This window comes from Agitococcus lubricus, assembly GCF_003051055.1.
Classification (GTDB): Bacteria; Pseudomonadota; Gammaproteobacteria; order Pseudomonadales; family Moraxellaceae; genus Agitococcus; species Agitococcus lubricus.
Genome location: NZ_QAON01000001.1, coordinates 243,147 through 264,338 on the forward strand (window position 1 = coordinate 243,147; position 21,192 = coordinate 264,338).

At 44.0% G+C, this 21,192-nt stretch carries 19 protein-coding genes; 6 read left to right on the forward strand and 13 right to left on the reverse strand.

Features of this window, described 5'->3' with window-relative positions:
* Nucleotides 1-136: 136 nt before the first annotated feature.
* Together dnaK and grpE are read right to left on the reverse strand one after the other, a co-directional pair.
* Nucleotides 137-2,053 (reverse strand): molecular chaperone DnaK, encoded by a 1,917-nt coding sequence (gene dnaK, locus C8N29_RS00995; protein ID WP_107864153.1) that lies wholly within the window; start codon nt 2,051-2,053, stop codon nt 137-139.
* A 227-nt stretch (nt 2,054-2,280) separates the two neighbouring features.
* Nucleotides 2,281-2,826, reverse strand: a complete 546-nt coding sequence (gene grpE / locus C8N29_RS01000) for a nucleotide exchange factor GrpE (protein ID WP_107864154.1) — start codon at nt 2,824-2,826, stop codon at nt 2,281-2,283.
* Nucleotides 2,827-2,987: 161 nt separating this feature from the next.
* On the opposite strand from grpE, the gene recN reads away from it, so the two are divergent.
* The 3 genes from recN (at nt 2,988) to C8N29_RS01015 (ending at nt 7,256) form a co-directional block, all read left to right on the forward strand.
* Nucleotides 2,988-4,643 carry a DNA repair protein RecN gene (gene recN / locus C8N29_RS01005; protein ID WP_170106840.1) on the forward strand — a complete coding sequence of 552 codons (1,656 nt, stop codon included), beginning with the start codon at nt 2,988-2,990 and terminating at the stop codon, nt 4,641-4,643.
* Nucleotides 4,644-4,769: 126 nt separating this feature from the next.
* Nucleotides 4,770-5,693 carry a sulfurtransferase gene (locus C8N29_RS01010; RefSeq protein ID WP_107864156.1) on the forward strand — a complete coding sequence of 308 codons (924 nt, stop codon included), beginning with the start codon at nt 4,770-4,772 and terminating at the stop codon, nt 5,691-5,693.
* Between the two features lie 384 nt (nt 5,694-6,077).
* A complete protein-coding gene (locus C8N29_RS01015; RefSeq protein WP_107864157.1) occupies nt 6,078-7,256 on the forward strand; it encodes a YeeE/YedE family protein in 1,179 nt (392 codons plus the stop codon).
* A gap of 114 nt (nt 7,257-7,370) precedes the next feature.
* Here C8N29_RS01015 and C8N29_RS01020 read toward each other — a convergent pair whose 3' ends face one another.
* Both C8N29_RS01020 and C8N29_RS01025 read right to left on the reverse strand, forming a co-directional pair.
* Nucleotides 7,371-8,411: an Lcl C-terminal domain-containing protein gene (locus tag C8N29_RS01020; RefSeq protein ID WP_107864158.1), complete on the reverse strand. Its 1,041-nt coding sequence runs from the start codon at nt 8,409-8,411 to the stop codon at nt 7,371-7,373.
* Nucleotides 8,401-9,189, reverse strand: coding sequence for a hypothetical protein (locus C8N29_RS01025; RefSeq protein WP_107864159.1), 789 nt, complete (start codon nt 9,187-9,189; stop codon nt 8,401-8,403). The genes C8N29_RS01020 and C8N29_RS01025 overlap by 11 nt, the downstream gene beginning before the upstream one ends.
* Before the next feature lie 264 nt (nt 9,190-9,453).
* Here C8N29_RS01025 and C8N29_RS01030 point away from each other — a divergent pair, with 264 nt between their 5' ends.
* Together C8N29_RS01030 and C8N29_RS01035 are read left to right on the forward strand one after the other, a co-directional pair.
* The gene (locus tag C8N29_RS01030; RefSeq protein ID WP_107864160.1) at nt 9,454-10,959 is read left to right on the forward strand and encodes an amidase; all 1,506 of its coding nucleotides are present in this window, start codon (nt 9,454-9,456) and stop codon (nt 10,957-10,959) included.
* 44 nt (nt 10,960-11,003) lie between these two features.
* Nucleotides 11,004-11,789, forward strand: coding sequence for a dienelactone hydrolase family protein (locus C8N29_RS01035; protein WP_204509245.1), 786 nt, complete (start codon nt 11,004-11,006; stop codon nt 11,787-11,789).
* Nucleotides 11,790-11,946: 157 nt separating this feature from the next.
* Here the strand turns inward: C8N29_RS01035 and C8N29_RS01040 are convergent, their stop codons facing one another.
* The 4 genes from C8N29_RS01040 to fur all read right to left on the reverse strand — a co-directional run bounded on the left by C8N29_RS01040 (nt 11,947) and on the right by fur (nt 16,237).
* Entirely contained in the window at nt 11,947-13,155 is a 1,209-nt protein-coding gene (locus C8N29_RS01040) for a GGDEF domain-containing protein (protein ID WP_146164398.1), read from the reverse strand.
* Nucleotides 13,156-13,518: 363 nt separating this feature from the next.
* A complete protein-coding gene (locus tag C8N29_RS01045; RefSeq protein ID WP_107864163.1) occupies nt 13,519-14,811 on the reverse strand; it encodes a replication-associated recombination protein A in 1,293 nt (430 codons plus the stop codon).
* A 2-nt stretch (nt 14,812-14,813) separates the two neighbouring features.
* Entirely contained in the window at nt 14,814-15,686 is an 873-nt protein-coding gene (locus tag C8N29_RS01050; protein ID WP_204509246.1) for a transglutaminase-like domain-containing protein, read from the reverse strand.
* A gap of 107 nt (nt 15,687-15,793) precedes the next feature.
* Nucleotides 15,794-16,237, reverse strand: a complete 444-nt coding sequence (fur, locus tag C8N29_RS01055; protein WP_107864164.1) for a ferric iron uptake transcriptional regulator — start codon at nt 16,235-16,237, stop codon at nt 15,794-15,796.
* Between the two features lie 232 nt (nt 16,238-16,469).
* Here fur and C8N29_RS01060 point away from each other — a divergent pair, with 232 nt between their 5' ends.
* A complete protein-coding gene (locus C8N29_RS01060) occupies nt 16,470-16,877 on the forward strand; it encodes an outer membrane protein assembly factor BamE (protein ID WP_239986931.1) in 408 nt (135 codons plus the stop codon).
* A 5-nt stretch (nt 16,878-16,882) separates the two neighbouring features.
* Here the strand turns inward: C8N29_RS01060 and C8N29_RS01065 are convergent, their stop codons facing one another.
* The 5 genes from C8N29_RS01065 to C8N29_RS01085 form a co-directional block, all read right to left on the reverse strand.
* The gene (locus C8N29_RS01065) at nt 16,883-17,194 is read right to left on the reverse strand and encodes an RnfH family protein (protein WP_107864166.1); all 312 of its coding nucleotides are present in this window, start codon (nt 17,192-17,194) and stop codon (nt 16,883-16,885) included.
* Nucleotides 17,191-18,234, reverse strand: a complete 1,044-nt coding sequence (locus C8N29_RS01070; RefSeq protein ID WP_107864167.1) for a hypothetical protein — start codon at nt 18,232-18,234, stop codon at nt 17,191-17,193. Before C8N29_RS01070 ends, C8N29_RS01065 begins: the two co-directional genes overlap by 4 nt.
* Before the next feature lie 140 nt (nt 18,235-18,374).
* Entirely contained in the window at nt 18,375-20,315 is a 1,941-nt protein-coding gene (locus C8N29_RS01075; protein WP_107864168.1) for a dynamin family protein, read from the reverse strand.
* Nucleotides 20,312-20,620, reverse strand: coding sequence for a DUF167 domain-containing protein (locus C8N29_RS01080; RefSeq protein ID WP_107864169.1), 309 nt, complete (start codon nt 20,618-20,620; stop codon nt 20,312-20,314). The genes C8N29_RS01075 and C8N29_RS01080 overlap by 4 nt, the downstream gene beginning before the upstream one ends.
* Nucleotides 20,621-20,622: 2 nt before the next feature.
* Nucleotides 20,623-21,192, reverse strand: coding sequence for a YggT family protein (locus tag C8N29_RS01085; RefSeq protein WP_107864170.1), 570 nt, complete (start codon nt 21,190-21,192; stop codon nt 20,623-20,625).

A 21,192-nucleotide genomic window follows, 5' to 3' on the forward strand; every position in this document is an offset into this window, starting at 1 on the left:
GTTGGCGTTGGAAAACTGGCTTTTGTCAGCAGTAGCCCGTGTGATAACACGGGGCTTAAATAATCCTGTATTTCGCTACGCGGCATACAGGCTACTGGCGTGTTGGTGGGTTATTAACCCACCCTACGACAACACTTTACTTCTTGTCGCTAACGTCTTCAAACTCAGCGTCAACCACACCATCATCAGCCTTGCTGTTGCCACCTGCTTGTTGTGCACCTGCACCACCAGCAGCTTGTTCAGCAGCATAAAGCTTTTGCATTAATGGCATAGAGGCATTGCTTAATGCTTCTGTTTTAGCGACGATGTCATCTTTGTCGTTGCCTTTTAAGGCTTCTTCCAACTCTTTGATTGCCGCTTCAATGGGTGTTTTTTCAGCATCGGTCGCTTTGTCACCCAAATCTTTTAAGGTTTTGCGCGTTGCGTGCACTAAGTTGTCGCCTTGGTTGCGAGCATCAACCAATTCAGCAAACTTCTTGTCTTCTTCAGCATTGGCTTCTGCATCACGAACCATTTGTTGAATTTCTTCTTCACTCAAACCAGAGCTGGCTTTAATGACGATGCTCTGAGCCTTGCCTGTGCCTTTGTCTTTAGCAGACACATTCAAAATACCGTTGGCATCAATATCAAAGGTGACTTCGATTTGTGGCATACCACGTGGTGCTGGTGGAATATCACTTAAATCAAAACGGCCAAGCAATTTGTTTTGTTGTGCCATTTTACGCTCACCTTGGTAAACTTGAATGGTCACAGCCGTTTGGTTGTCGTCAGCAGTCGAGAACACTTGTGATTTTTTGGTTGGAATCGTGGTGTTTTTCTCGATTAAGGCAGTCATCACACCACCCATCGTTTCAATACCAAGGGTTAATGGCGTGACGTCTAACAACAATACGTCTGTGACACCACCTGATAACACCGCACCTTGAATCGCTGCACCAACAGCAACCGCTTCGTCTGGGTTAACGTCTTTACGTGGCTCTTTACCAAAGAACTCTTTCACCTTTTGTTGTACTAAAGGCATACGAGTTTGACCACCTACCAAAATCACATCACCAATTTGGCCAACACTTAAACCCGCATCTTTTAAGGCAATTTTACATGGCTCGATGGTGCGTGCGACTAAATCTTCAACCAAAGATTCTAACTTAGCACGTGTCACTTTGATGTTAAGGTGCTTAGGCCCTGTGGCATCAGCAGTGATGTAAGGTAAGTTAACTTCGGTTTGTTGGCTGGAAGATAATTCAATCTTGGCTTTTTCAGCCGCTTCTTTTAAACGCTGCATCGCTAAAGGGTCACCTTTAAGGTTGATGCTTTGTTCTTTTTTGAACTCATCGGCTAAATAATCAATTAAGCGTAAGTCAAAATCTTCACCACCTAAGAAAGTGTCACCGTTAGTGGCTAATACTTCAAAAGACTGTTCGCCATCCACATCCGCGATGTCGATGATAGAAATATCGAATGTACCACCACCTAAGTCATAAACAGCGATTTTACGGTCGCCTTCTTTTTTGTCCATACCAAAGGCTAGAGCAGCCGCTGTTGGTTCGTTAATGATACGTTTAACATCTAAACCCGCAATACGGCCTGCATCTTTAGTTGCTTGACGTTGGCTGTCGTTAAAGTAAGCAGGAACGGTAATAACGGCTTCAGTGACTGGCTCACCTAAATAATCTTCTGCTGTCTTTTTCATTTTCTTCAAGACTTCAGCAGAGATTTGTGGAGGTGCCATACGGTTACCACGAGCAGATACCCAAGCATCGCCATTGTCAGCAGCAACGATTTCGTAAGGCACCATGCCGATGTCTTTTTGCACAACGTCGTCTTTAAACTTACGACCAATTAAACGCTTAACCGCGAATAAGGTGTTTTTAGGATTCGTTACTGCTTGACGTTTTGCACCAGCACCAACTAAAACTTCATTTTCGGTATAAGCAACGATAGATGGAGTAGTACGTGCGCCTTCAGCATTTTCGATAACTTTGGCTTTATCGCCTTCCATAATAGCGATACACGAGTTGGTTGTGCCTAAGTCGATACCAATAATTTTGCCCATTTTTTGCTCCTAAAGCGGTGTTAATCGAAGGAGTTCTTTTTGCCTTCGTTAGTTTATTTGTTTGACAATGTGTGCTTGTTAATCACATCGTTTACATGATTCTGATATGGTGATTACCTTAAATTTTTCAAGGTTTTTTTATTACCCTTCACCCGAATCCTCTCCCACAGGGAGAGGCTATTCGTTCTCTCTATAGGAGAGAACTAGAGCGGGAGGACAAAGGTGTTTTATTGCGCAACCACCACCATCGCTGGACGCATTAAACGACCATACAGGGTGTAGCCTTTTTGGAAGACGGTCACGACGGTGTTTGCGGGTGTCGCTTCGCTTGCAGGCTGTGTTGCAACCGCTTGATGTAACTCCGCGCTAAACGCTTGACCTGTGGGGTCAACAGCGTCTACACCAAATTTTTTGAGTGCATCTAAAAAGGCTTTTTGGGTTAGTTGCAAACCTTCAACTAAATTTTTATTGGCTTCGTCTTGAGGCGCCGCAGCCACAGCACGTTCTAAGTTATCCACGACGTCTAACAGACTATTGGCAAATTTTTCGACGCCAAATTTATGGGCATTACTGACTTCGCGTTCCGCACGTGCCTGAATGTTACGAATCTCTGCTTGCGCACGTAGTTGGCTATCTTTTAGTTGCGCCTCTAATTCCGCAATACGCGCCGTTAATACTTCCACTTGTGTTTCGGTAACTTCTAAAAACTCTTGTTCGGTTTGGGCATCTATACTGGCGTTATCTACCGTATCGTTTGTGGGCTTCTCAGACATTCTTTGTTCCTCTTGTCAGCTCTTTGTGACTGGGGATTGACCCCATTACCTAAAATATGGACGTTTTATGGGGTTATTGCGTCAATATTCAAGGTGTGACCTGTTTGCAGCGTAAAAAAGTCCCGTTATCATCGCCACAGCCCACAACAATGACGTTCATCATGCTGACTTATCTTGCTATTAAACAATTTACCTTAGTGGATAACCTAGAATTAGACATTGCACAGGGATTTACGGTGATTACAGGCGAAACAGGGGCAGGCAAATCGATTTTGTTAGATGCCTTGGGTTTATGTTTGGGGGATAAAGCCGATGGCCAAGCGGTGCGTTATGGCGCAGATAAAGCCGAATTAACCGCAATTTTTGACCTGAGTCAGTTGGCACAAGCTCAGACTTGGCTACTTGAGCGCGACCTTGCTCACGACCAAGAATGCAGTTTACGGCGTGTGATTCATAAAGAAGGACGTTCTAAAGCATGGATTAACGGGACAGCCGTTACCTTAGCCGAATTACGGACATTGGGTGAATTGCTGATTAATATTCATAGCCAACATGCACATCAATCCTTACTCAAAAAAGAGGCACATCGACAACTACTGGATAATGTCGGTGGCTTACAAGCACTCGCCCAACAAGTCGCTAACGCTTATCAAACATGGTTGAACGCCAAACAACAATTGCAACACAGCCAAACGCATTATGCGACTCAACAAGCCAAACTCGCCTTAATTGGCAGTCATTTAGAGGAATTAGACAAACTCCATCTTAAAGCAGGCGACTATGCACAACTCGAACAAGAGTATGACCGTCTAGCCCATTTTGAAGCCTTAATGCACGATGGCCAGCATAGTCTGAACTTATTAACCGACGGTGAAAATCCGATTTATCGGCAACTACAACAGGCATTACGGACACTCGAAACACACCAAAGCCGTGCCACTACCTTAGCCAATGTCTATACTGGCTTACAATCCGCCTTAATTGACATTAAAGAAAGTAGCCGCGAATTAAGTGCCTTTTTAGCAGAACAAGAGTTAGACCCTGTGCGCTTAGCCTATCTGGAAGAAAAAATTGGCGAAGCTCAACGCTTAGCTCGCAAACATAAAGTCTTGGCCTCCGACCTGCCAACACTACAGCAGCAATTACGTCATGAACAACAGACCTACCAACAAGCTCAAGACTTAAGCGCCTTAGAACAAGCCGTCACGTTGGCTAAAGAGGACTATCTTGGGATAGCCGAACAATTGCGCCAAGCCCGTCAGTCGGTTGCCCCGCAGATAACCGCTAAAGTGAGTGCGCATTTACGGGACTTAAGTATGCCTAACACACAACTGAGTTATGCATTTACGGCACTAGACAAAGCAAGTCGAGACGGCTTAGATGACATTGAGCTGTTATTTAGTGCCAATTTAGGCCAACAACTACAACCACTCGCCAAAATTGCCTCTGGGGGGGAGTTATCACGTTTTGCTTTAGCGGTACAAGTGATTCAAGCCCAACACAGTGCGGTACCCGTACTGGTATTTGATGAAGTAGACGTAGGGATTAGTGGTGGCACGGCGGAAGTGGTTGGTAATTTGTTGCGTCAGTTGGGTGAGCGTGCGCAAATTTTATGTATTACCCATCAACCACAAGTGGCGGCTAAAGGCCATCAACATTGGCAAGTGCAAAAATATACCCAAGATGATAAAACCCTCAGCCGTGTTGTCTGTTTAACACATCGGCAACGCGTTGAAGAAATCGCCCGCATGTCAGGTGGATTAACGATTACCCCAGAAACCTTAAAACATGCGGAGAGTATGCTTATATCAACGTAATTCAAATGCCTGCAAAAACACACTCTTTATATCAATATGGAATATAAAACATAAAAACTATTATTTTATCTCTGATAAGTATTATCGTATTTTTGCTATGCCTATATTTTATACAGGATAGCAATCATGGCTTTTTCTCGTCTTCTACTCAAAATTCAGGCGGTTGGCTTATTATTAGCCACTAGCCTCTCTGCCTTAGCGAGTGATTTTTTGGTCACGACGGATTGGGTTGAAAAGAACTTAAATAATCCTAAAGTACGCTTAATTGAAGTTAGTGTTAATACGGGTTTATATGAACGTGGTCATATTCCCGGTGCCGTCAATTTTCCTTGGCATACGGAGTTTGTAGACACTGTCCGCCGTGATATTGTCTCTTTAGAGCGTTTTCAGCAAGCACTACGCAAAGCTGGCGTGAACCAAGATACGACCATAGTCTTGTATGGCGATAATAACAACTGGTTTGCTGCATGGGGTGCTTGGATTTTTGATGTTTATCAAGTGAAAAATGTTAAGTTGTTAGATGGTGGCCGTAAAAAATGGGAAGCTGAAAGCCGTCCTTTATCACCATTAGCCTCCACTTATAGTGCTGGGAATATCAGCCTTAGCAAAGCGAATTATAGTCTGCGTGCCCGTTTGCCTGATGTGCTTGCTGTCGCTGAAAAAAAGAATAATGCAGTACTCGTCGATATTCGTTCCCCTGATGAATATAACGGTAAAGTTTTTGCCCCAGCAGGAGTAGATGAATTATCTGTACGCGCAGGCCATATCCCTAGTGCAGTTAATATACCGTGGAGTAAAGCTGTAGCGGCTGATGGTACGTTTAAGCCTGTTGCAGAACTCAAACAATTATATGCAGAGGCAGGAATCGATGGCACTAAGCCCATTATTGTTTATTGCCGTATTGGGGAGCGCTCTAGCCATACTTGGTTTGCGTTAAAAAAACTACTTGGCTATAACGTAAAAAACTATGATGGCTCTTGGACAGAATACGGAAACGCTGTCGGTGTACCTATCACTAATTTAGCTGGCACCGTTTGGGGTGGTAAATAACCTGAGCTCTGGATAAAAACATGTTAACTTCTTGAGTATTGTGTAGAAATTATCTTAAGACCTTATAACAGCCGCCTTCCGTGGGATTGACGTTGGTTTCGGCCAACGTCAGCAAAGCCATTTCGTGGTGCAAAACTCGTTGCCTAACCGCAATCCAGCCTTCGCCCTGCATGGCTCAAGCATTCAGCAGGCAAGCAACGGTGTTGCTTGAAAGCCCCGCTTCACACTTGGCTCAAACAGTTGCACCACAAGGCTCCAACAGTGCCTTTGACGTTATAAACAGTACACTTTCAACTAAAAAGCCATAGGCTTATCCCGAACTTAGGTTAAATAATATATCTGTACGAGGCCAACTCCTGAGTTGACCTCCCTCTAGAGACGACTATGACTACCCACTTATTATCCTATCCCTTGTCTTGGCAGCGCACGGTCAGCGCGAGTCTTGTTTTAGGCTGCTTGTTCATTTGGGCTTACAACTTGTCACTTAATACGGAGCTTGACCCTAACTTAAGTTTATCTTTGTTATTTGGTATTGCATTCGGTGTGATTCTACAACGCAGTCGCTTTTGTTTTTATTGCATTAGTAATGACTTTTTACGTGAACGTAAAATTGAAGGGGTTCTAGGTATTATTGTTGCACTAGCGATTGGGACATTAGGCTATCATACGATTTTTGGCGCCTTCTTACCCGAAGCGACAACAGGCCGCTTACCACCTAATGCGCATATTGGTCCTGTGAGTATTGTACTTATATTAGCGGCAGGCAGTTTTGGTGTGGGGATGGCGTTAGCTGGCTCTTGTATTAGCGCACTATTTTATCGGTTGGGCGAGGGATATTTTGCGGGTCTAATCCCCCTGTTCGGTACATTATTAGGTTTTATCCTTGGCTTTTATGTATGGAATGATGCCTATCTTTGGACAATTCAATCTGCACCTATCGTTTGGCTGCCCTCACAATGGGGCTATGCAACAAGTCTTCTTATACAATTAAGTATATTAACTGTACTCGTGATAGCGTTCCAATACTGGGGTAAAAAACCACTCAACTCACCTACTCTTTCATTAAAACAGAGTATTTTTATTCAACGCTGGCCAACTTATGTTGGTGGAATTCTAATGGGTATGTTGAGCACTTTAGCTTTTTTACGTCTTAGTCCGTTGGGGGTTACTGCCGAACTTGGAAGTGTCGCTCGCACAATCGGTCATGATTTACCCTATTTTCCTGAACGATTGGAGGGCTTAGATAACTTTAGAGGCTGCATGACTATGATAAAAGAAACATTACTGTCACGTAACGGTTTACTCGTTATCGGATTGATTGGCGGCTCTTTAAGTACTGCTATTTTATCGGGTGATTTTAAACCCACTAGACCCCAATTATTAGATATTCCTCGCTTATTTATCGGTGGCATACTCATGGGGCTAGGCAGTATGCTCGCTTTAGGTTGTACAATCGGGACATTACTTTCTGGCATTATGGCAGCCGCACTATCTGGCTGGGTTTTTCTGATTTTTTGTACAACGGGTTTATATTTAGGTTGGAAAATACGGCAACACATATAAGCAAGTCTGTATGGATCATAGAGAAATACGAAAAAACCCGTTGTTTTTGCTCGTATCTAGCCCGTATTAGGTCATAATTCACGTGCGCGGTTATGGCTTACACAAACAATAGCCTTAAGACACCGAGCGCACCAAACGCACATTTAAGGTATAACTTTTATGTGCCAATCCATCATGACCATAGCCAAAATACATCGCCCACGCATAATCCGCTTTTTCATCTACCGAAGATGTCCAAAATCGGCTACCTAGACTTTGCATATCCGTAAAAATATCCTCACGAATATGATAGTAATTTGATACCTCTTTGGTTAATAAACTGGCTAACTCGCTCAAGGTCGGTAGTCGCCAATCTGTAAAACCGCACCAACCGACAGTATTGACTTGCCGTAACCAATCAAAGGTATTTTGTCCCAAACTTTGATGCCCTTCATGGCCACCATTCAGTGCAGGGTCTGGCTGAAACCACGTTAGCTCACCACGATTAGGAAAACGGTCACTGTCACGCCAGTTCACTGCCCACATCAATTGCTGTGCTTCATCGACTACAGCCGCCCAACGCTCTGCGGTTAAGGGTAACACTTCGCCTTGTTTGCCAATTTTTTGCCAGCCAAAAAAACGAGACTCTAATTTGGCTAAACGCTTAGAGCCTGCATCTTGCACCATTGGCACCATTTCAGGCGTTACAACAGGCGCAAGCACGATTTTTTCTTCGCTGGTATCTAATTTTTTACGTTTTTTAGGGACTGGCTCTATGATTTCCTGCTCTGTTATTGCAGCACGCGCTTTACGTTTAGCGGCTACCATTTTTTGTAATACTTGCTGCGCCATCCGCGAGCTGAATAACTCTGCTAAGGCAGTAATGTCATCTGCCTCCACCACGCTAATTAACTGCTCGTCATGAGCTTTGACCAATGCCGCTAATAACTTCTCTAAGCCCATAAAACCCTGACGTAGGGCAGGCTCTAATAGACTGTAATCTCTGCCTGTTTGCGGGCTGAGTAATTGGTCTATTTCGGCTTGTAAATGATTAAAGTTAGCTAATACAGCACGGTATTGCTGAATGAGAATCCGTATAGGCTCTAATTCTTGCTGAGCTTTAGCTTGTAATAATTCGTGGAGATAAAGGCTAAAATCGTGAGCACTAATCGACATACACTGCACTCGAGTCTAAAACATGTTGATAAACGGCTGCGTCATAATATTCTATGACAGGCTGAAAAAAGTCGTATAACGCCGCTAAGGGCTGCAATTGAGGCGCTTCAATCGTAAGCCGCTGATGCGCGTGTACATTCATCACAAGGGCGGGTGTGGTTATTTGCTCGATGAGAGCTAATAACTGCGTTTGCCACTCATCGACTGGATGTTTAGGAAAATAGTGCTCAGACAACAATAAAATAGGCACAACGCCTAAGGCTAAACCATATTGGCAAATATCTAATAAACGCGTCAATAACTCGACATCGGGCCATAACTGGCTAATCACCACAATCTGTATCTTATCTGTCGCTGAAGGTATCGCCAGACGCTGGTTGTCAGATAGCACTTGTGCGCTATTAATACCCTGTTGACGTTGTACTAAGAGGGTATGTAAGTCTTCTAGATAGTCCTTAAATTGCTTTTTATGATAAATACAGCGTATAGACGAGGAAGATAATTGTTGAAAATAGGGAAAGGCTGGCCGTAAAGAGTGTTGATAGACAGTAAACTCTAGCTGCGCCGCACCATGCTGCCATAACGATAACAAACAGTTTTCTACCAGTTGATAAGCGGCCTCTTGGTGCGCTAGTTGATGACGAATGACAATCGCTTGCTGATAAGTGATGGGCCATAGCAAAGGCAGCCCTGTATTTAGGCGCGCTAAACGCCAAAATGCAGGTAGGTGTTGCGCGATTGAGGGCTGTGTTAAAGCCAAGGTCGAAGCGTCTATCATCTGCGATTCCCTGTCGTTATGATGCTCATTACCTTCGCATACTTTTAGTTGATTGAATAGAGTCTGCGTTTACGACAATGAGTCAATATATCCCTTATTAACCCACAAATAACAGAAAGAGATTCCCAAATACTGCCAGTTTCTGTTAATTAACATCACTACTCGATATGAAAAAACGAAACCTTTTAGACTAGGGTTATTAGGCTTAAAAATAATGAATATTGTGTCAGCCTTCAGCAGTCCCGTATACACAGGAAAAATAATATGACTGGTTTTAAAGAGTATGCCAATTATGATGCCCTCGGTTTAGCCGAATTAGTCAAAACAGGTGCGGTGAGCCCTATTCAACTTTTAGAAGAAGCGATTAAACGGCGCAACCAAGTGAATCCTAAACTGAATGCGGTTATCTACCCAATGGATGACTTAGCTTATGACACCATTACTAGAGGTCTGCCTCAGGGAACTTTTCAAGGTGTGCCCTTTTTAATTAAGGACTTATTAGCTGCCTATGCTGGCGTACCGATGACCAGTGGCTGTCGCGCCTATGAAAACTACAGACCAAACTATGACAGTGAAATGGTCAAGCGCTACAAAGCCACAGGTGCGGTTATTTTTGGCAAAACCAATACCCCCGAATTGGGCTTGATGGGTGTCACAGAACCCAAACTACACGGTGCAACCCGTAATCCGTGGCATTTACAACGTACGGCAGGTGGCTCTAGTGGCGGCTCGGCAGCGGCAGTTGCGGCAGGTATCGTGCCTATGGCGTCAGGCGGTGATGGTGGGGGTTCGTTGCGTATTCCTGCGGCTTGTTGTGGTTTAGTCGGCTTCAAACCGAGTCGTGGCCGTAATCCTTATGGGCCTGCCGTGTCTGAGCCGTGGTTTGGTCAAGTACAAGAAGGGGTAATTTCGCGCTCTGTACGTGACAGTGCCGCCATGTTAGATGCCACACACGGTCGTGATGTGGGTGCATTGTATGACGCGCCACCATTACAAGGTAGCTTTTTGGCTGCCGTCAGCCAAACGCCTACCCGCTTAAAAATTGCCTATACCCGCGAAGCCTTATTAAGTGACACCACCTTAGACAGTGAATGCGTGACAGGCTTAGACCACACGGTAAGTTTACTGAAATCCCTAGGACACGAGCTGATTGAAGCCACACCGCCGATTGATAAAAAACAACTTGCCCACGGCTATTTATTACGTATTGCAGCAGCGACTGCAGGCGATGTTTTTGCCACAGAAGCCGTCATTGGGAGACCTGTCACGTTGAAAGACTTTGAAACCGAGACATGGTCTTTAGCGCGTTTAGGTCAATCATTCAGTGCCTTTGACCTAGACCATGCCAACCGTATCATCTACCAACAAGCCCGCCTATTTGAAACATGGATGCAACAATACGATATCTTTTTGACTCCTACACTGGCTGCCCCCCCTATTCCGTTAGGTGGATTTAGATTACAAGGCATCGAAAAACTCTTAGCCCCCGTTGCCAAACGCTTCAAACTAGGGGCTTTAGTCCACTATTTACCTGTTTTAGAGCATTTGGCCGCACAAAATTTTCAATGGGTTGTCTCTACACCCGTCATGAATATGACAGGCAATCCCTCTGTCTCTTTACCTTTACACTGGTCTAGAGATAATTTACCTGTAGGCATGATGTTTACCGCCCGTTATGGTGATGAACAGACGCTATTTCAGTTAGCAGGACAACTCGAACAAGCCCAACCGTGGTTTCATCGACGTCCGCCCTTATTCGCTCATGCTTAAGAAGGCTTAATTCACTCAACACATACATGATGAAGGATGTTGTAATGACTCAACTCGCTGGTTTTAGCTCGTTTAATTTTGACTATCAAGATTTTAGTGTACCTGTATTCGTCAAAGGCACTGGGCCTGCCATTATTATTATCCATGAAGTGCCAGGTATTACCCCACAAGTCATTTATTTTGCTGAACGCGTCGCTGCGGCAGGTTTTACGGTGGTCTTACCCAGTTTATTTGGCACACCAGGCAAAGCCTTTGGCCCTGTTTATGCCTTAGAAAGTATTGGTCGCGCCTGTATCCGTAAAGAATTTGCCGCTTTTGAAGCCAATAAGTCAGGGCCTATTGCCGACTATATGCGTGTTTTATGTCGTTTGGCACACGAAAAATACGGTGGTAAAGGCGTGGGTGCCTTAGGCATGTGTTTTACAGGAAACTTTGCGCTATCACTCATGGTTGAACCGTCGGTATTGGCAGGCGTACTCAGCCAACCCTCGTTACCCATAGGTTTACCCCCTCTCACCGCGTCGGCCTTACATACTTCACCCGAAGACCTCGCCGTTCTCAAAAAACGCATTGCGACAGAAGATTTATCGGTTTTAGGTCTACGGTTTACGCATGATTTTATGTGCCCTAAGGCGCGTTTTGACCGTCTACGTGATGAGTTAGGTGAGGGTTTTGAAGCCATTGAAATTGATTCTGGCCCTAAAAATCAACATAAAATTAAACGGATTGCGCATTCGGTATTAACCATGGACTTAGTTGATAAAGAAGGCCATCCGACACGCCAAGCCCTAGACCGTGTGCTGAGCTACTTTCAAGAAAAATTATTATAGGTATAACTCACCCATATTCACCCGTTGCCCCCCCCTAGACCCACTTTTTAAGAGGGAGTGCTAGAAAAGGATTTCACACAGGCGTTTGATTGAGCATGACCACTTGCGACATAGTGGTCATCAGCCTCTTTTTGACAATCCCCACATTAAAAGCTGCTCATCTGTGCTCATGGCTCATCAGCTCCATATCCGTCTCGATGCTATCGCCTAGGACAACACAGTTACGCCCCTGTGCTTTAGCCTGATACAACGCTGTGTCCGCAATACGGATTAGCGACTGGTCTGACATCTCTGTAGGTAAGGCTAATACTGAAACACCAATACTACATGTCCATGAAATTGCGCCATGCGATGTAGAGTGATAGACGAGTTGACTGACGGCCTCACGACAACGCTCTGCCACAACCATGCTATATGTGGTGTCAATGTTTTTTAATATCACAATAAATTCTTCACCCCCAAAACGCGCGACCACATCGCCATCACGTAGATTTTTTTTGAGTATTTGGGCAGTCATCTTTAACGCCTGATCTCCCGTCAGATGTCCAAAACTATCATTGATACGCTTAAAGAAATCTAAGTCAATCATAAAAATAGCCACAGACTTTACATCAGCCGCCTCTAACAACATGTGTAAATAGTCATTTGCATAACGCCGATTCATCACTCCTGTCAGACTATCGGTTTTATTTAATAACTGAATACGCTGAATATAAGAATTTGTTTCTTTGAGAAATAAATAGGCAATGCCAATAAAAAACATCAAAAATGGGGTGGCAAAAAAGAATTGGGAAAAATAATAGAATCGACCAAACTCTACCGATTCGCGTACTGAAATATCGAGAAACAGGGGCGCATAGTCTAATGCGCCTGCAATCGTAAGGTCATTAAGAACCAACATAGCAATAATTGTTGTAAAAACTGCCGATAAGACCATAGGGACAGGTAGCAACATCATACCCGTCACCACCGCCCCCACCATGACTGCACCCGTGGAAATAGAAAGTAAACCAGACACATAGGCACCCATCATCAGAATGATGGTAAAAAACCAAACCGTTGTAAACGATAACCACCATTCTAGGCGTGCGTTTGTTGATATTTTTAGGCCAATCAAGACCAAACCTATCGCTCCAAATAGCCCAGAATAATAAACAATCCCAATCCATTCTATCCAATCTTTAGAGATAAAATGCTGATACATAGGATGTCTTAGTACATAATTGCCCCACAGGATATGAGAGAACAGTTGTATGGCAAAGGCTATCATCAAAATAGCAACTCGTTGCCCAGCTCTTAATTCCATCAAACGCATAATCATTATTCCAGATAACGATAAAAAGCCTGATAGACGGATACCCGCCACTATCAATACACTTATTTTGAGAGTTATTTTTTATGTATCCTTTATAAAACATATATGTGCATAGATGCTAGGGTCTGTTGACGTTTTACGTGTGAGCCGCGTTGCTGATAAAAATTGACTCAGACAAGGCACAAAACGCAGCGCATAGTGATTCTATTGGCCAGTTTTGTCACGTAGTATGAAGCGGTTTTAACGCAAACCACAGGGAAAGAGCGATTTTTTGAGGCTACTTTGTTCCTCATCGCTTAGTTGGAATCACGCGATTTATGCCGCGTATCCTCTAAAAAATAGCGTTTTTCGCAACCACCATCAAAACATCAACAGCCCCTATTTATTATTCTCTAAAGGACGTTGAGGATGCCCCTACGACTTTTCTGATGACAAACCGCTTAGCCACTGTAAACGTGCGGCAATTTTGGCTTCTAAACCACGGTCGGTCGGCTGATAAAAACGCATGCTTTGTAATGGTTCAGGCAGACAAGTTTGGCCTTTGGCATGGCCATCTACTTCGTCATGGTCATAACGATAGCCCTGACCATAACCCAAATCGGCCATCAATTTTGTCGGTGCGTTACGTAAATGCAAAGGTACTTCCAAACTACCTGTTTTTTCAATGACTTGCTTAACTTGCTTCCAAGCACTGTAAACCGCATTACTTTTAGCGCAACAGGCCAAATAGACGGCTGCATTTGCTAAGGCTAAGTCCCCTTCTGGGCTACCGAGCCGCTCATAACTTTGCCATGCCTCTAAAGCAATTTGTTGGGCGCGCGGGTCTGCCAAACCTATATCTTCAATCGCCATTCTTACTAAACGTCGCCCCAAATAACTGCCATCTGCCCCGCCATCTAACATACGTGCCAACCAATACAACGCAGCATCAGGATTCGAGCTACGTACCGATTTATGTAAAGCCGAAATTTGCTCATAAAATTGGTCGCCACCTTTATCAAAACGGCGTAAGCCCTTGCCTAAAAATTGGCTCAGTACCTTATCATCTATGCCTTGTGAGCGTGATAACTCATAAGCAGTTTCTAATAAGACTAAGGCTTTACGCGCGTCACCGTCTGCTAACTGTGCCATCCTCAATAACCAATGTTGCGGCAACGCATCGGCGCTGGCCGCTAAGCCATCGCTTGTGTCGCTGAGTGCACGTTGCAAAATCTGTAAGAGTTCGGCCTCAGACAAAGGCTTTAAGACAAATACCCGCAAACGAGATAGCAATGCGGCATTTAATTCAAAGGAAGGATTTTCGGTGGTTGCGCCAATTAAGGTAATCGTCCCGTCTTCAACGTAGGGTAATAAGGCATCTTGTTGGCTTTTATTAAACCGATGAATTTCATCAATAAATAAAATCGTCCGTTTAGCCAATAAGCCACGTGCCTGTTGTTGTGCTTGCGCAATGGCCTCACGTAATTCTTTTACGCCTGCTAATACCGCAGACAAGGCAATAAAATGGGCATTCACATACTTAGCAATTAAACGTGCTAAAGTGGTTTTGCCTACCCCCGCACTGCCCCAAAATATCAAGGAGGGACATTGCCCTTGCGTTAACAACACCCGTAAAGGTGCACCTTCGGCTAATAAATGTTGCTGACCAAACACTTGATCTAAGTTTTGTGGTCGCATCCGCTCTGCTAAAGGGTGATACTGACTCATAACTACATGGCTGTTGATAAGGCTTGTAAACAATGATGTGGCAAAACATAATTCAGAGAATTGTCATGCACAGGATTAATATCAATACTTGGAGCTAGACTATTCACTGTTCCAAAAATAGTCGCAAATGGCACATCGGCGGCATCTCTGCCCACACCAAAACGCACAAATCCCATGGGGATAGACGTGCCTGACGGGTCAAAAATATACCAACGGTCGCCCAAATACACTTCAACATAAGCATGAAAATCGGGTGGGCCCAACACAGGATTAGCCCCATAGTCTGTGCCTGTCACAAAACGTGCAGGAATATTTACCGCCCGACACAAGGCAATCATTAAATGTGCAAAATCACGACATACCCCCACTTGCTCAATTAAGGTATCAATCGCGGAGGTACTCCCATTCGAGGTATTGGGGGTAAAGATGACGCGTTTTTGTACCCATTCTTGAATTGCTTGCACACGGCTATAACCTTGCCATAAATGACCAAATTCACGAATCGCCAACTTATGTAACCGATCAGACTGACAATAACGACTTGGATAAATATAACTCAACACCTGCATGGGCAACCGTGCGACAGGTACTTCGGCAATTTGAGTTGGCTCAGCACGATGATGATTAATCTCAACCGTTGACTGGTAATTTACCTTTAAGTGCCCAACATTGGCATGTAAACGCATATAACGATTACCTGTTGCCGCATCGGTATAAATTTCGGGGTTAATCTGCGTTTGGCTTAACACCAAACTTTCTTGTACTACACGTTGATAAGGGGTATGAGCGTGATGAATATTGAAAATAAAATCTGAGCCTTGATCCAGTATTTCATAATTAAGTTCGAGAGCGAGTTTGAGTTTGACCATAACCATCTTAAATCTAAAAACCACATTAACTAACGTGGCATAAAACAAAAAACGATTATGGTCGTATCTGTCATAGACAACCAGCACTATCTGTCTTTTTACACTAAGATACGTTAGCGTTTGTTACGACCATGCGCTTTGTCTTGACACTCTGGACTACTGCAAATGCCATATAAGTGCAAAGCATGTCCCGTCAGGGTAAAACCTAAAGACTCTGCTACTTTATGCTGCTGTTGCTCAATCAACTCATCATTGAACTCTAAAACTTTCCCACAAGTCACACAAACGATATGGTCGTGATGTTCGGCTTTACTGATTTCAAATACCGAGTGACCGCCTTCAAAATGATGGCGCTCGACAATACCTGCAGATTCAAATTGGGTTAATACACGATAGACTGTGGCTAAGCCCACGTCTTCCCCTTGTTCCAATAAGGCCTTATAGACATCTTCTGCACTTAAATGATGTACAGGTGAGTTTTCGAGTAACTCTAAAATTTTGATACGCGGTAGCGTGACTTTTAAGCCTGCTTTACGCAAATCTTGATTGCTAAACATAACCTAGCCTCTTAGCCCTTTATATACAGTAAAGAAGGTTGCCTTGTGTTTGCTTAAACACATAGACGCACTTGCTTACTCTCATCATTTTAGAGTCGTTAACATGGCGTAATCGAACGCTAAAACAGCACAACCCTGTTGAATATCTACAAATCAGTAATTATCGTCGGGGTGTGAATGGTGTAGGATTATCGACTTATCTCCCCCGATGAACAAGAGAGGATACGACACTGTGACACAAAAACTGTTTTTTTTGCCAATTCTGTTGGCGACACTTGTGTCCTTAACGGCTTGCCAAGCACTCAGCGTGTACAAGATTGACCGTCCACAAGGCAACCCGATTACCCAAGACATGGCCGCTAAACTTAAACTGGGCATGACGCCGTCTCAGGTACGTTATATTTTGGGTAGTCCGATGATTACCGACACCCTAAATCCTAATCGTTGGGATTATCAATACCGTTTTGATGCGGGAACTTATGCAAAATATAACGGCATTAAAGATGTCCGTCATCAAGGTTTAAGTGTGATTTTTGAACAAGGCAAGTTGAGTCAAATTATTGGCGCCGATACCTTGCCAACCAACACAACCATGACTATTCCCAGTAAAGATGGTGGACTCAGAGCCGAGCCACTATAAACTGATTAAGACTTAGCGCGTGCCTCTTGTGCCTTTGCAGCACGTGCTTTGCGTGCCTCTTTGGGGTCTGTGAGTAACGGACGATAAATTTCTATGCGTTCACCTGCACAAACGGCGCGTGTTTTTGGCGATTTTTCTAATTTACCAAAGACACCCAAACTGGCTTGACTGAGGTCTAAATCGGGAAAATGCTCGACCATTCTCGACTGAACGACGGCATCATATAAACTGGTACCTTCAGGCACTTGTATGGTCAAAATCAGTTGCTTATGCGGTAAGGCATAAGCAACTTCGACTTCAACTAAGGTTTGACTCATAAAGCCAAACCGACCAATAGCCAAATAACGGTTAAGGGTACCGCAATACGAATACCCATGCGCCATAGATTATACAGTGCCTCACTTTGCATATTTAAGGCCTTACGGGCATGGCTAATTTTCATCAACCAGCCTGTTAAAATGGCATATCCCAATACTGCCACTAGGACGGTCACTATCATGACATAATCAAAGGCGACATAAGTCGCCGCATAAGTCGCCGCCACAATCAGTAACATCACCCCACCTAAGGCAATAGGCTTTGCCATAAAGCGCTCGCGCAGTTGGCGAACAATCACTTCAGCCAAAATTGCACAGGCAAATACAGCCGTTAACACATGGCAGACAACACTCAAATTACCTTCTGCGCTGCCAACAGCAATGGTTAATGCACCCACCAGTGTTTGTGTCAACCAAACGGGCAATACGGTGGTGCTGGCACGTTCATCATGCAAACGCTGCTGTACAAGCCATGCATATAAGCCTAAACCCAAGCCATTGGCCAATAACACGGCGCGGCCAATTTCTTGCCATTGTTCAGGTGTTAATAAATGAATTTGTAAGGTTTGTGGCACAAGCACCACATTCAACACTAATACGGCGGGTACTAAAATGGCGACATACGGCAACAAGCGCGCCATACCTACCCATGCAAAACCCATGGCCAAAAAGACGATTAAAAAGGGAAAAATCTCTTTAGTGGCAATATTTTCGCTGCTAATCACGAGGCCTTGCGTGGCGTAGTAGGCCGAAAATGCAATTAACAGCATCAATGCTAACATCGCTAAAGGCGCTAATAGGCGCCAAAAAGTGGCTAAATCGGAATCGCGAGTAATAGGCGCTAAGGCTTGTAAGGGCAAAACTTTGGTTCTACGCACCAGCACAGCATCTACAAAGGCTAAAGGCAAACCTGCAAGCACCATAAACAATAGCCATAACAAGGCAAAGGTCTGGTTATGCGGCGCGCTAGGTAGACCCAACGCCGTCGTTAAACTTAAAGTCGTGAGGGCAGCCGCCCCAATCGCGGATAGAGTATTCATAAAGTGTCAATAATCAATTAAACAGAATGAGCCAAAGCTGGTGCTAACGCCTGTATTACTTGAAGCCATTTTCTGTTTTTAATAAAAAACGTGTTATCTTGTCAGTATAGCCCCTGAATCAGAAAAGGGGTACCGTCTCCTTAGCTCAGCTCTACAGGTTGCAAGCAGAAAGAAACCTCCTGTAAGAAACCTTCTTGCTGAGTCAACTCATCTAACTGCTGTTTAATTTCTACTAAACGATGGTCACGGGTGGCATCTATCATCTGTAGATGTTCTAAGCGTTTTAATTGTTCATCAATGCGTTTTTTGGCTTCTAGGGTTTGTTGCATCAGTGGAACTAAGACTTGTTTACACCAACGCGCGGCATCTTCACGGGCTTTTTCATAAACCACCTTCGCTTCGCGCGCTAAGGTATCAAAAAAGTGGTCAAAGACTTTTTCTTGATTCGCCAATAACGAACCAAAACGGTTTTTATACGGAGCCGCTTGTTTTTCTAGCTCAGTAAACTCGTTGATATATTGCTCAATATCCACATAGGGATATTTAAGGTCTACTTGCCCCAAGGCTTGCATATAACGCTGATAAATTTTATTGGCCGTTTGTTCGGCAGCATCCATTTCATCACGTAAACGGCGTAAATCTAATTTCAGTCCTTGAAAGAAAATCCCAATCGCGGCAGCCGAACCAAAACCTACCGTACTACTGGCTGACTCACGCGCACGCGAGAAGTGCCACTCCAATTTTTCATTACCCACTAACTCGGCAATGCGCCCGAGATGTTGCTCTAAAACCGCCTTTCCTTCTTGCAGAAGAACTAAACGTTGGTTATGTTTTTCTTGCTCTTTACGCACTAAACGCGTTAAACCAACCAACTCCACTTCCACGTCTTTTTCGTTACGGTTAAATAAATCATATTCTTGCTGTAAGGCTGCCCGTTTTTCGACTAAGGTTTGCTGACTGGTATCAACCAGCTCAATCACTTCTTTTAAGGTCACGTTTTTTAAGGATTGTTGACGTGCTGTAATCACTGAGGTCGCTAAGGCAGCTTCTAAGTCCAATAGACGGCTGGACTCTAACAAGGATTGGTCGTTATAGACATACGCCCGCGCACCTTGACGTGCACTCAAGGGCAAGACATTTTCTATGGGCAAATGCAGTTGATGTGCAGAAAAACGCACTAAACGTGACAAACTGTCTTGTACATCAATGGGATACAATGCATCGTCATCATCTAATAAATCAATTTTATTGATAATCGCATACAACGCGGTATTACTACGCGCTGCTAAATCGCGGACATGGTTGTTCCAAATGGAGAAGTCACTCGCGGTGACACCACAATCGGCGGATAGGACAAATAATAAAGCATGGGCTTCTGGCAAAAAGCTGAGGGTTAATTCGGGCTCTAGGCCTAAGGCATTCAAACCAGGTGTATCAATAATTGATAAGCCCATACGTAATAAGGGATGGTCTAGATTAATCAGCGCATGTCGCCATGCGGGAATATGTACATAACCTGCTTTTTTGGAGGAAGACTCCAAAAACTCGACCTCAAACCCCAAACTTTCAGCCACTTGAGTCGTCACTTCACGGGTTTTGGCCACTTCTTCAAAGGCACGCTGAATGGATTGTGTGCTACTCAGGTCTAAATCTAAATGCGCCCAGTGTTCTAGTTGACGACGATATGAAGCCAAAGGTACGGCACTACTACGGGTTTGAATGGGTAATAATTTGATATATGGTCCACTCGCTTGTGGGTCATAAAAGACTTCGGTAGGACACATCGTGGTTCGGCCAATCCGCGTCGGAAATAAACGCATTTTGTAATGCCGCCCCAAAATAGCATTAATTAATTCTGTTTTACCACGCGAAAACTCACCGACAAAGGCCAATAAAATACGGTCTGAGGTAAAGGCTCTTAGGGCTCTGGCTAAGCGGTCATCTAAATCTATAGAGCTTAAGCCTTGCTCATGTAGCCACAGACGATAACGTTTGATTTCATTCGCAATTGATAATTTCCACGCACTAAAGGCTTGAATACCCGTGAGTAGTTTATCTCCCATTTGCACGACTTGTGTCACGATACAACCCCTTGCAAAATTTTTATAATCGATGGGGGCAAACACACGACGTTCTGAACACGAACCCGTTTAGTGCGTGTGGTTTCGCCACTCAATAATTGCACCGATTTTTTATTGACGGCAAATATATGTGCCAAAAATCGACATAACTCGTCATTTGCTTTGCCATCCACAGGTGGCGCGTGCAAACGAACTTTTAAGGCCTGACCATGCAGCCCAACAAACTCAGAGCGAGCTGCATTGGGTTGCACATGCAGATTTAATACCAAATCTGAGCCGTGTTGTTGAATGGCCTCGGTTGCCATAGTCAAAAATTCAGGCTAAACAGGCTTTGCGACATCGCTCTTAATAAAATTTGTAGTATTTGTATCATTAAAAAGGCCAAAATTGGCGATAAATCTAAGCCACCCATGGCTGGTAATAGTTTACGAAACGGGGCTAACACAGGTTCCGTGATTTGTTGTAACAGGGCAGCAAACGGACTATAACCAGGGCTAATCCAACTTAAAACGATACTAATAATAATTGCCCAAAAATAAAACTCCGTCGCCAGATAGATTAGCTGAAAGATTGCACTTAAAACAAGCAAGATTGGCGGTAAAGTGCCATGCCCACTGATGAGTGACATCAAGGTCATACTGAGCAATTGCAATAACACAATAGCAAATAAAGCCGAAAAATCCCAATACTTATGTTTAGGCATAATCTGCCGTAAGGGATTGAGCACAGGCGCACTTGCCTTGACGACAAATTGAGAGATAGGGTTGTAAAAATCGGCTTGCACTAATTGCAACAAAAAGCGCACCCACAAAATGCCAATATACAGGCTAAAGGCGGTGCCTAGTAATAAATTGGCAATTTCGGACATGGCATTCAT

Excerpts from the sequence above, each read along its gene's own strand:
- C8N29_RS01015 (WP_107864157.1), top strand. The coding sequence starts at position 6,078 with ATGACTACCCACTTATTATCCTATCCCTTGTCTTGGCAGCGCACGGTC.
- fur (WP_107864164.1), bottom strand. The coding sequence starts at position 16,237 with ATGTTTAGCAATCAAGATTTGCGTAAAGCAGGCTTAAAAGTCACGCTA.
- C8N29_RS01035 (WP_204509245.1), top strand. The coding sequence starts at position 11,004 with ATGACTCAACTCGCTGGTTTTAGCTCGTTTAATTTTGACTATCAAGAT.
- C8N29_RS01045 (WP_107864163.1), bottom strand. The coding sequence starts at position 14,811 with ATGAGTCAGTATCACCCTTTAGCAGAGCGGATGCGACCACAAAACTTA.
- C8N29_RS01010 (WP_107864156.1), top strand. The coding sequence starts at position 4,770 with ATGGCTTTTTCTCGTCTTCTACTCAAAATTCAGGCGGTTGGCTTATTA.
- C8N29_RS01085 (WP_107864170.1), bottom strand. The coding sequence starts at position 21,192 with ATGAATGCCATGTCCGAAATTGCCAATTTATTACTAGGCACCGCCTTT.
- dnaK (WP_107864153.1), bottom strand. The coding sequence starts at position 2,053 with ATGGGCAAAATTATTGGTATCGACTTAGGCACAACCAACTCGTGTATC.
- C8N29_RS01080 (WP_107864169.1), bottom strand. The coding sequence starts at position 20,620 with ATGGCAACCGAGGCCATTCAACAACACGGCTCAGATTTGGTATTAAAT.
- grpE (WP_107864154.1), bottom strand. The coding sequence starts at position 2,826 with ATGTCTGAGAAGCCCACAAACGATACGGTAGATAACGCCAGTATAGAT.
- C8N29_RS01030 (WP_107864160.1), top strand. The coding sequence starts at position 9,454 with ATGACTGGTTTTAAAGAGTATGCCAATTATGATGCCCTCGGTTTAGCC.
- C8N29_RS01065 (WP_107864166.1), bottom strand. The coding sequence starts at position 17,194 with ATGAGTCAAACCTTAGTTGAAGTCGAAGTTGCTTATGCCTTACCGCAT.
- recN (WP_170106840.1), top strand. The coding sequence starts at position 2,988 with ATGCTGACTTATCTTGCTATTAAACAATTTACCTTAGTGGATAACCTA.
- C8N29_RS01020 (WP_107864158.1), bottom strand. The coding sequence starts at position 8,411 with ATGTCGATTAGTGCTCACGATTTTAGCCTTTATCTCCACGAATTATTA.
- C8N29_RS01050 (WP_204509246.1), bottom strand. The coding sequence starts at position 15,686 with ATGGTTATGGTCAAACTCAAACTCGCTCTCGAACTTAATTATGAAATA.
- C8N29_RS01070 (WP_107864167.1), bottom strand. The coding sequence starts at position 18,234 with ATGAATACTCTATCCGCGATTGGGGCGGCTGCCCTCACGACTTTAAGT.
- C8N29_RS01025 (WP_107864159.1), bottom strand. The coding sequence starts at position 9,189 with ATGATAGACGCTTCGACCTTGGCTTTAACACAGCCCTCAATCGCGCAA.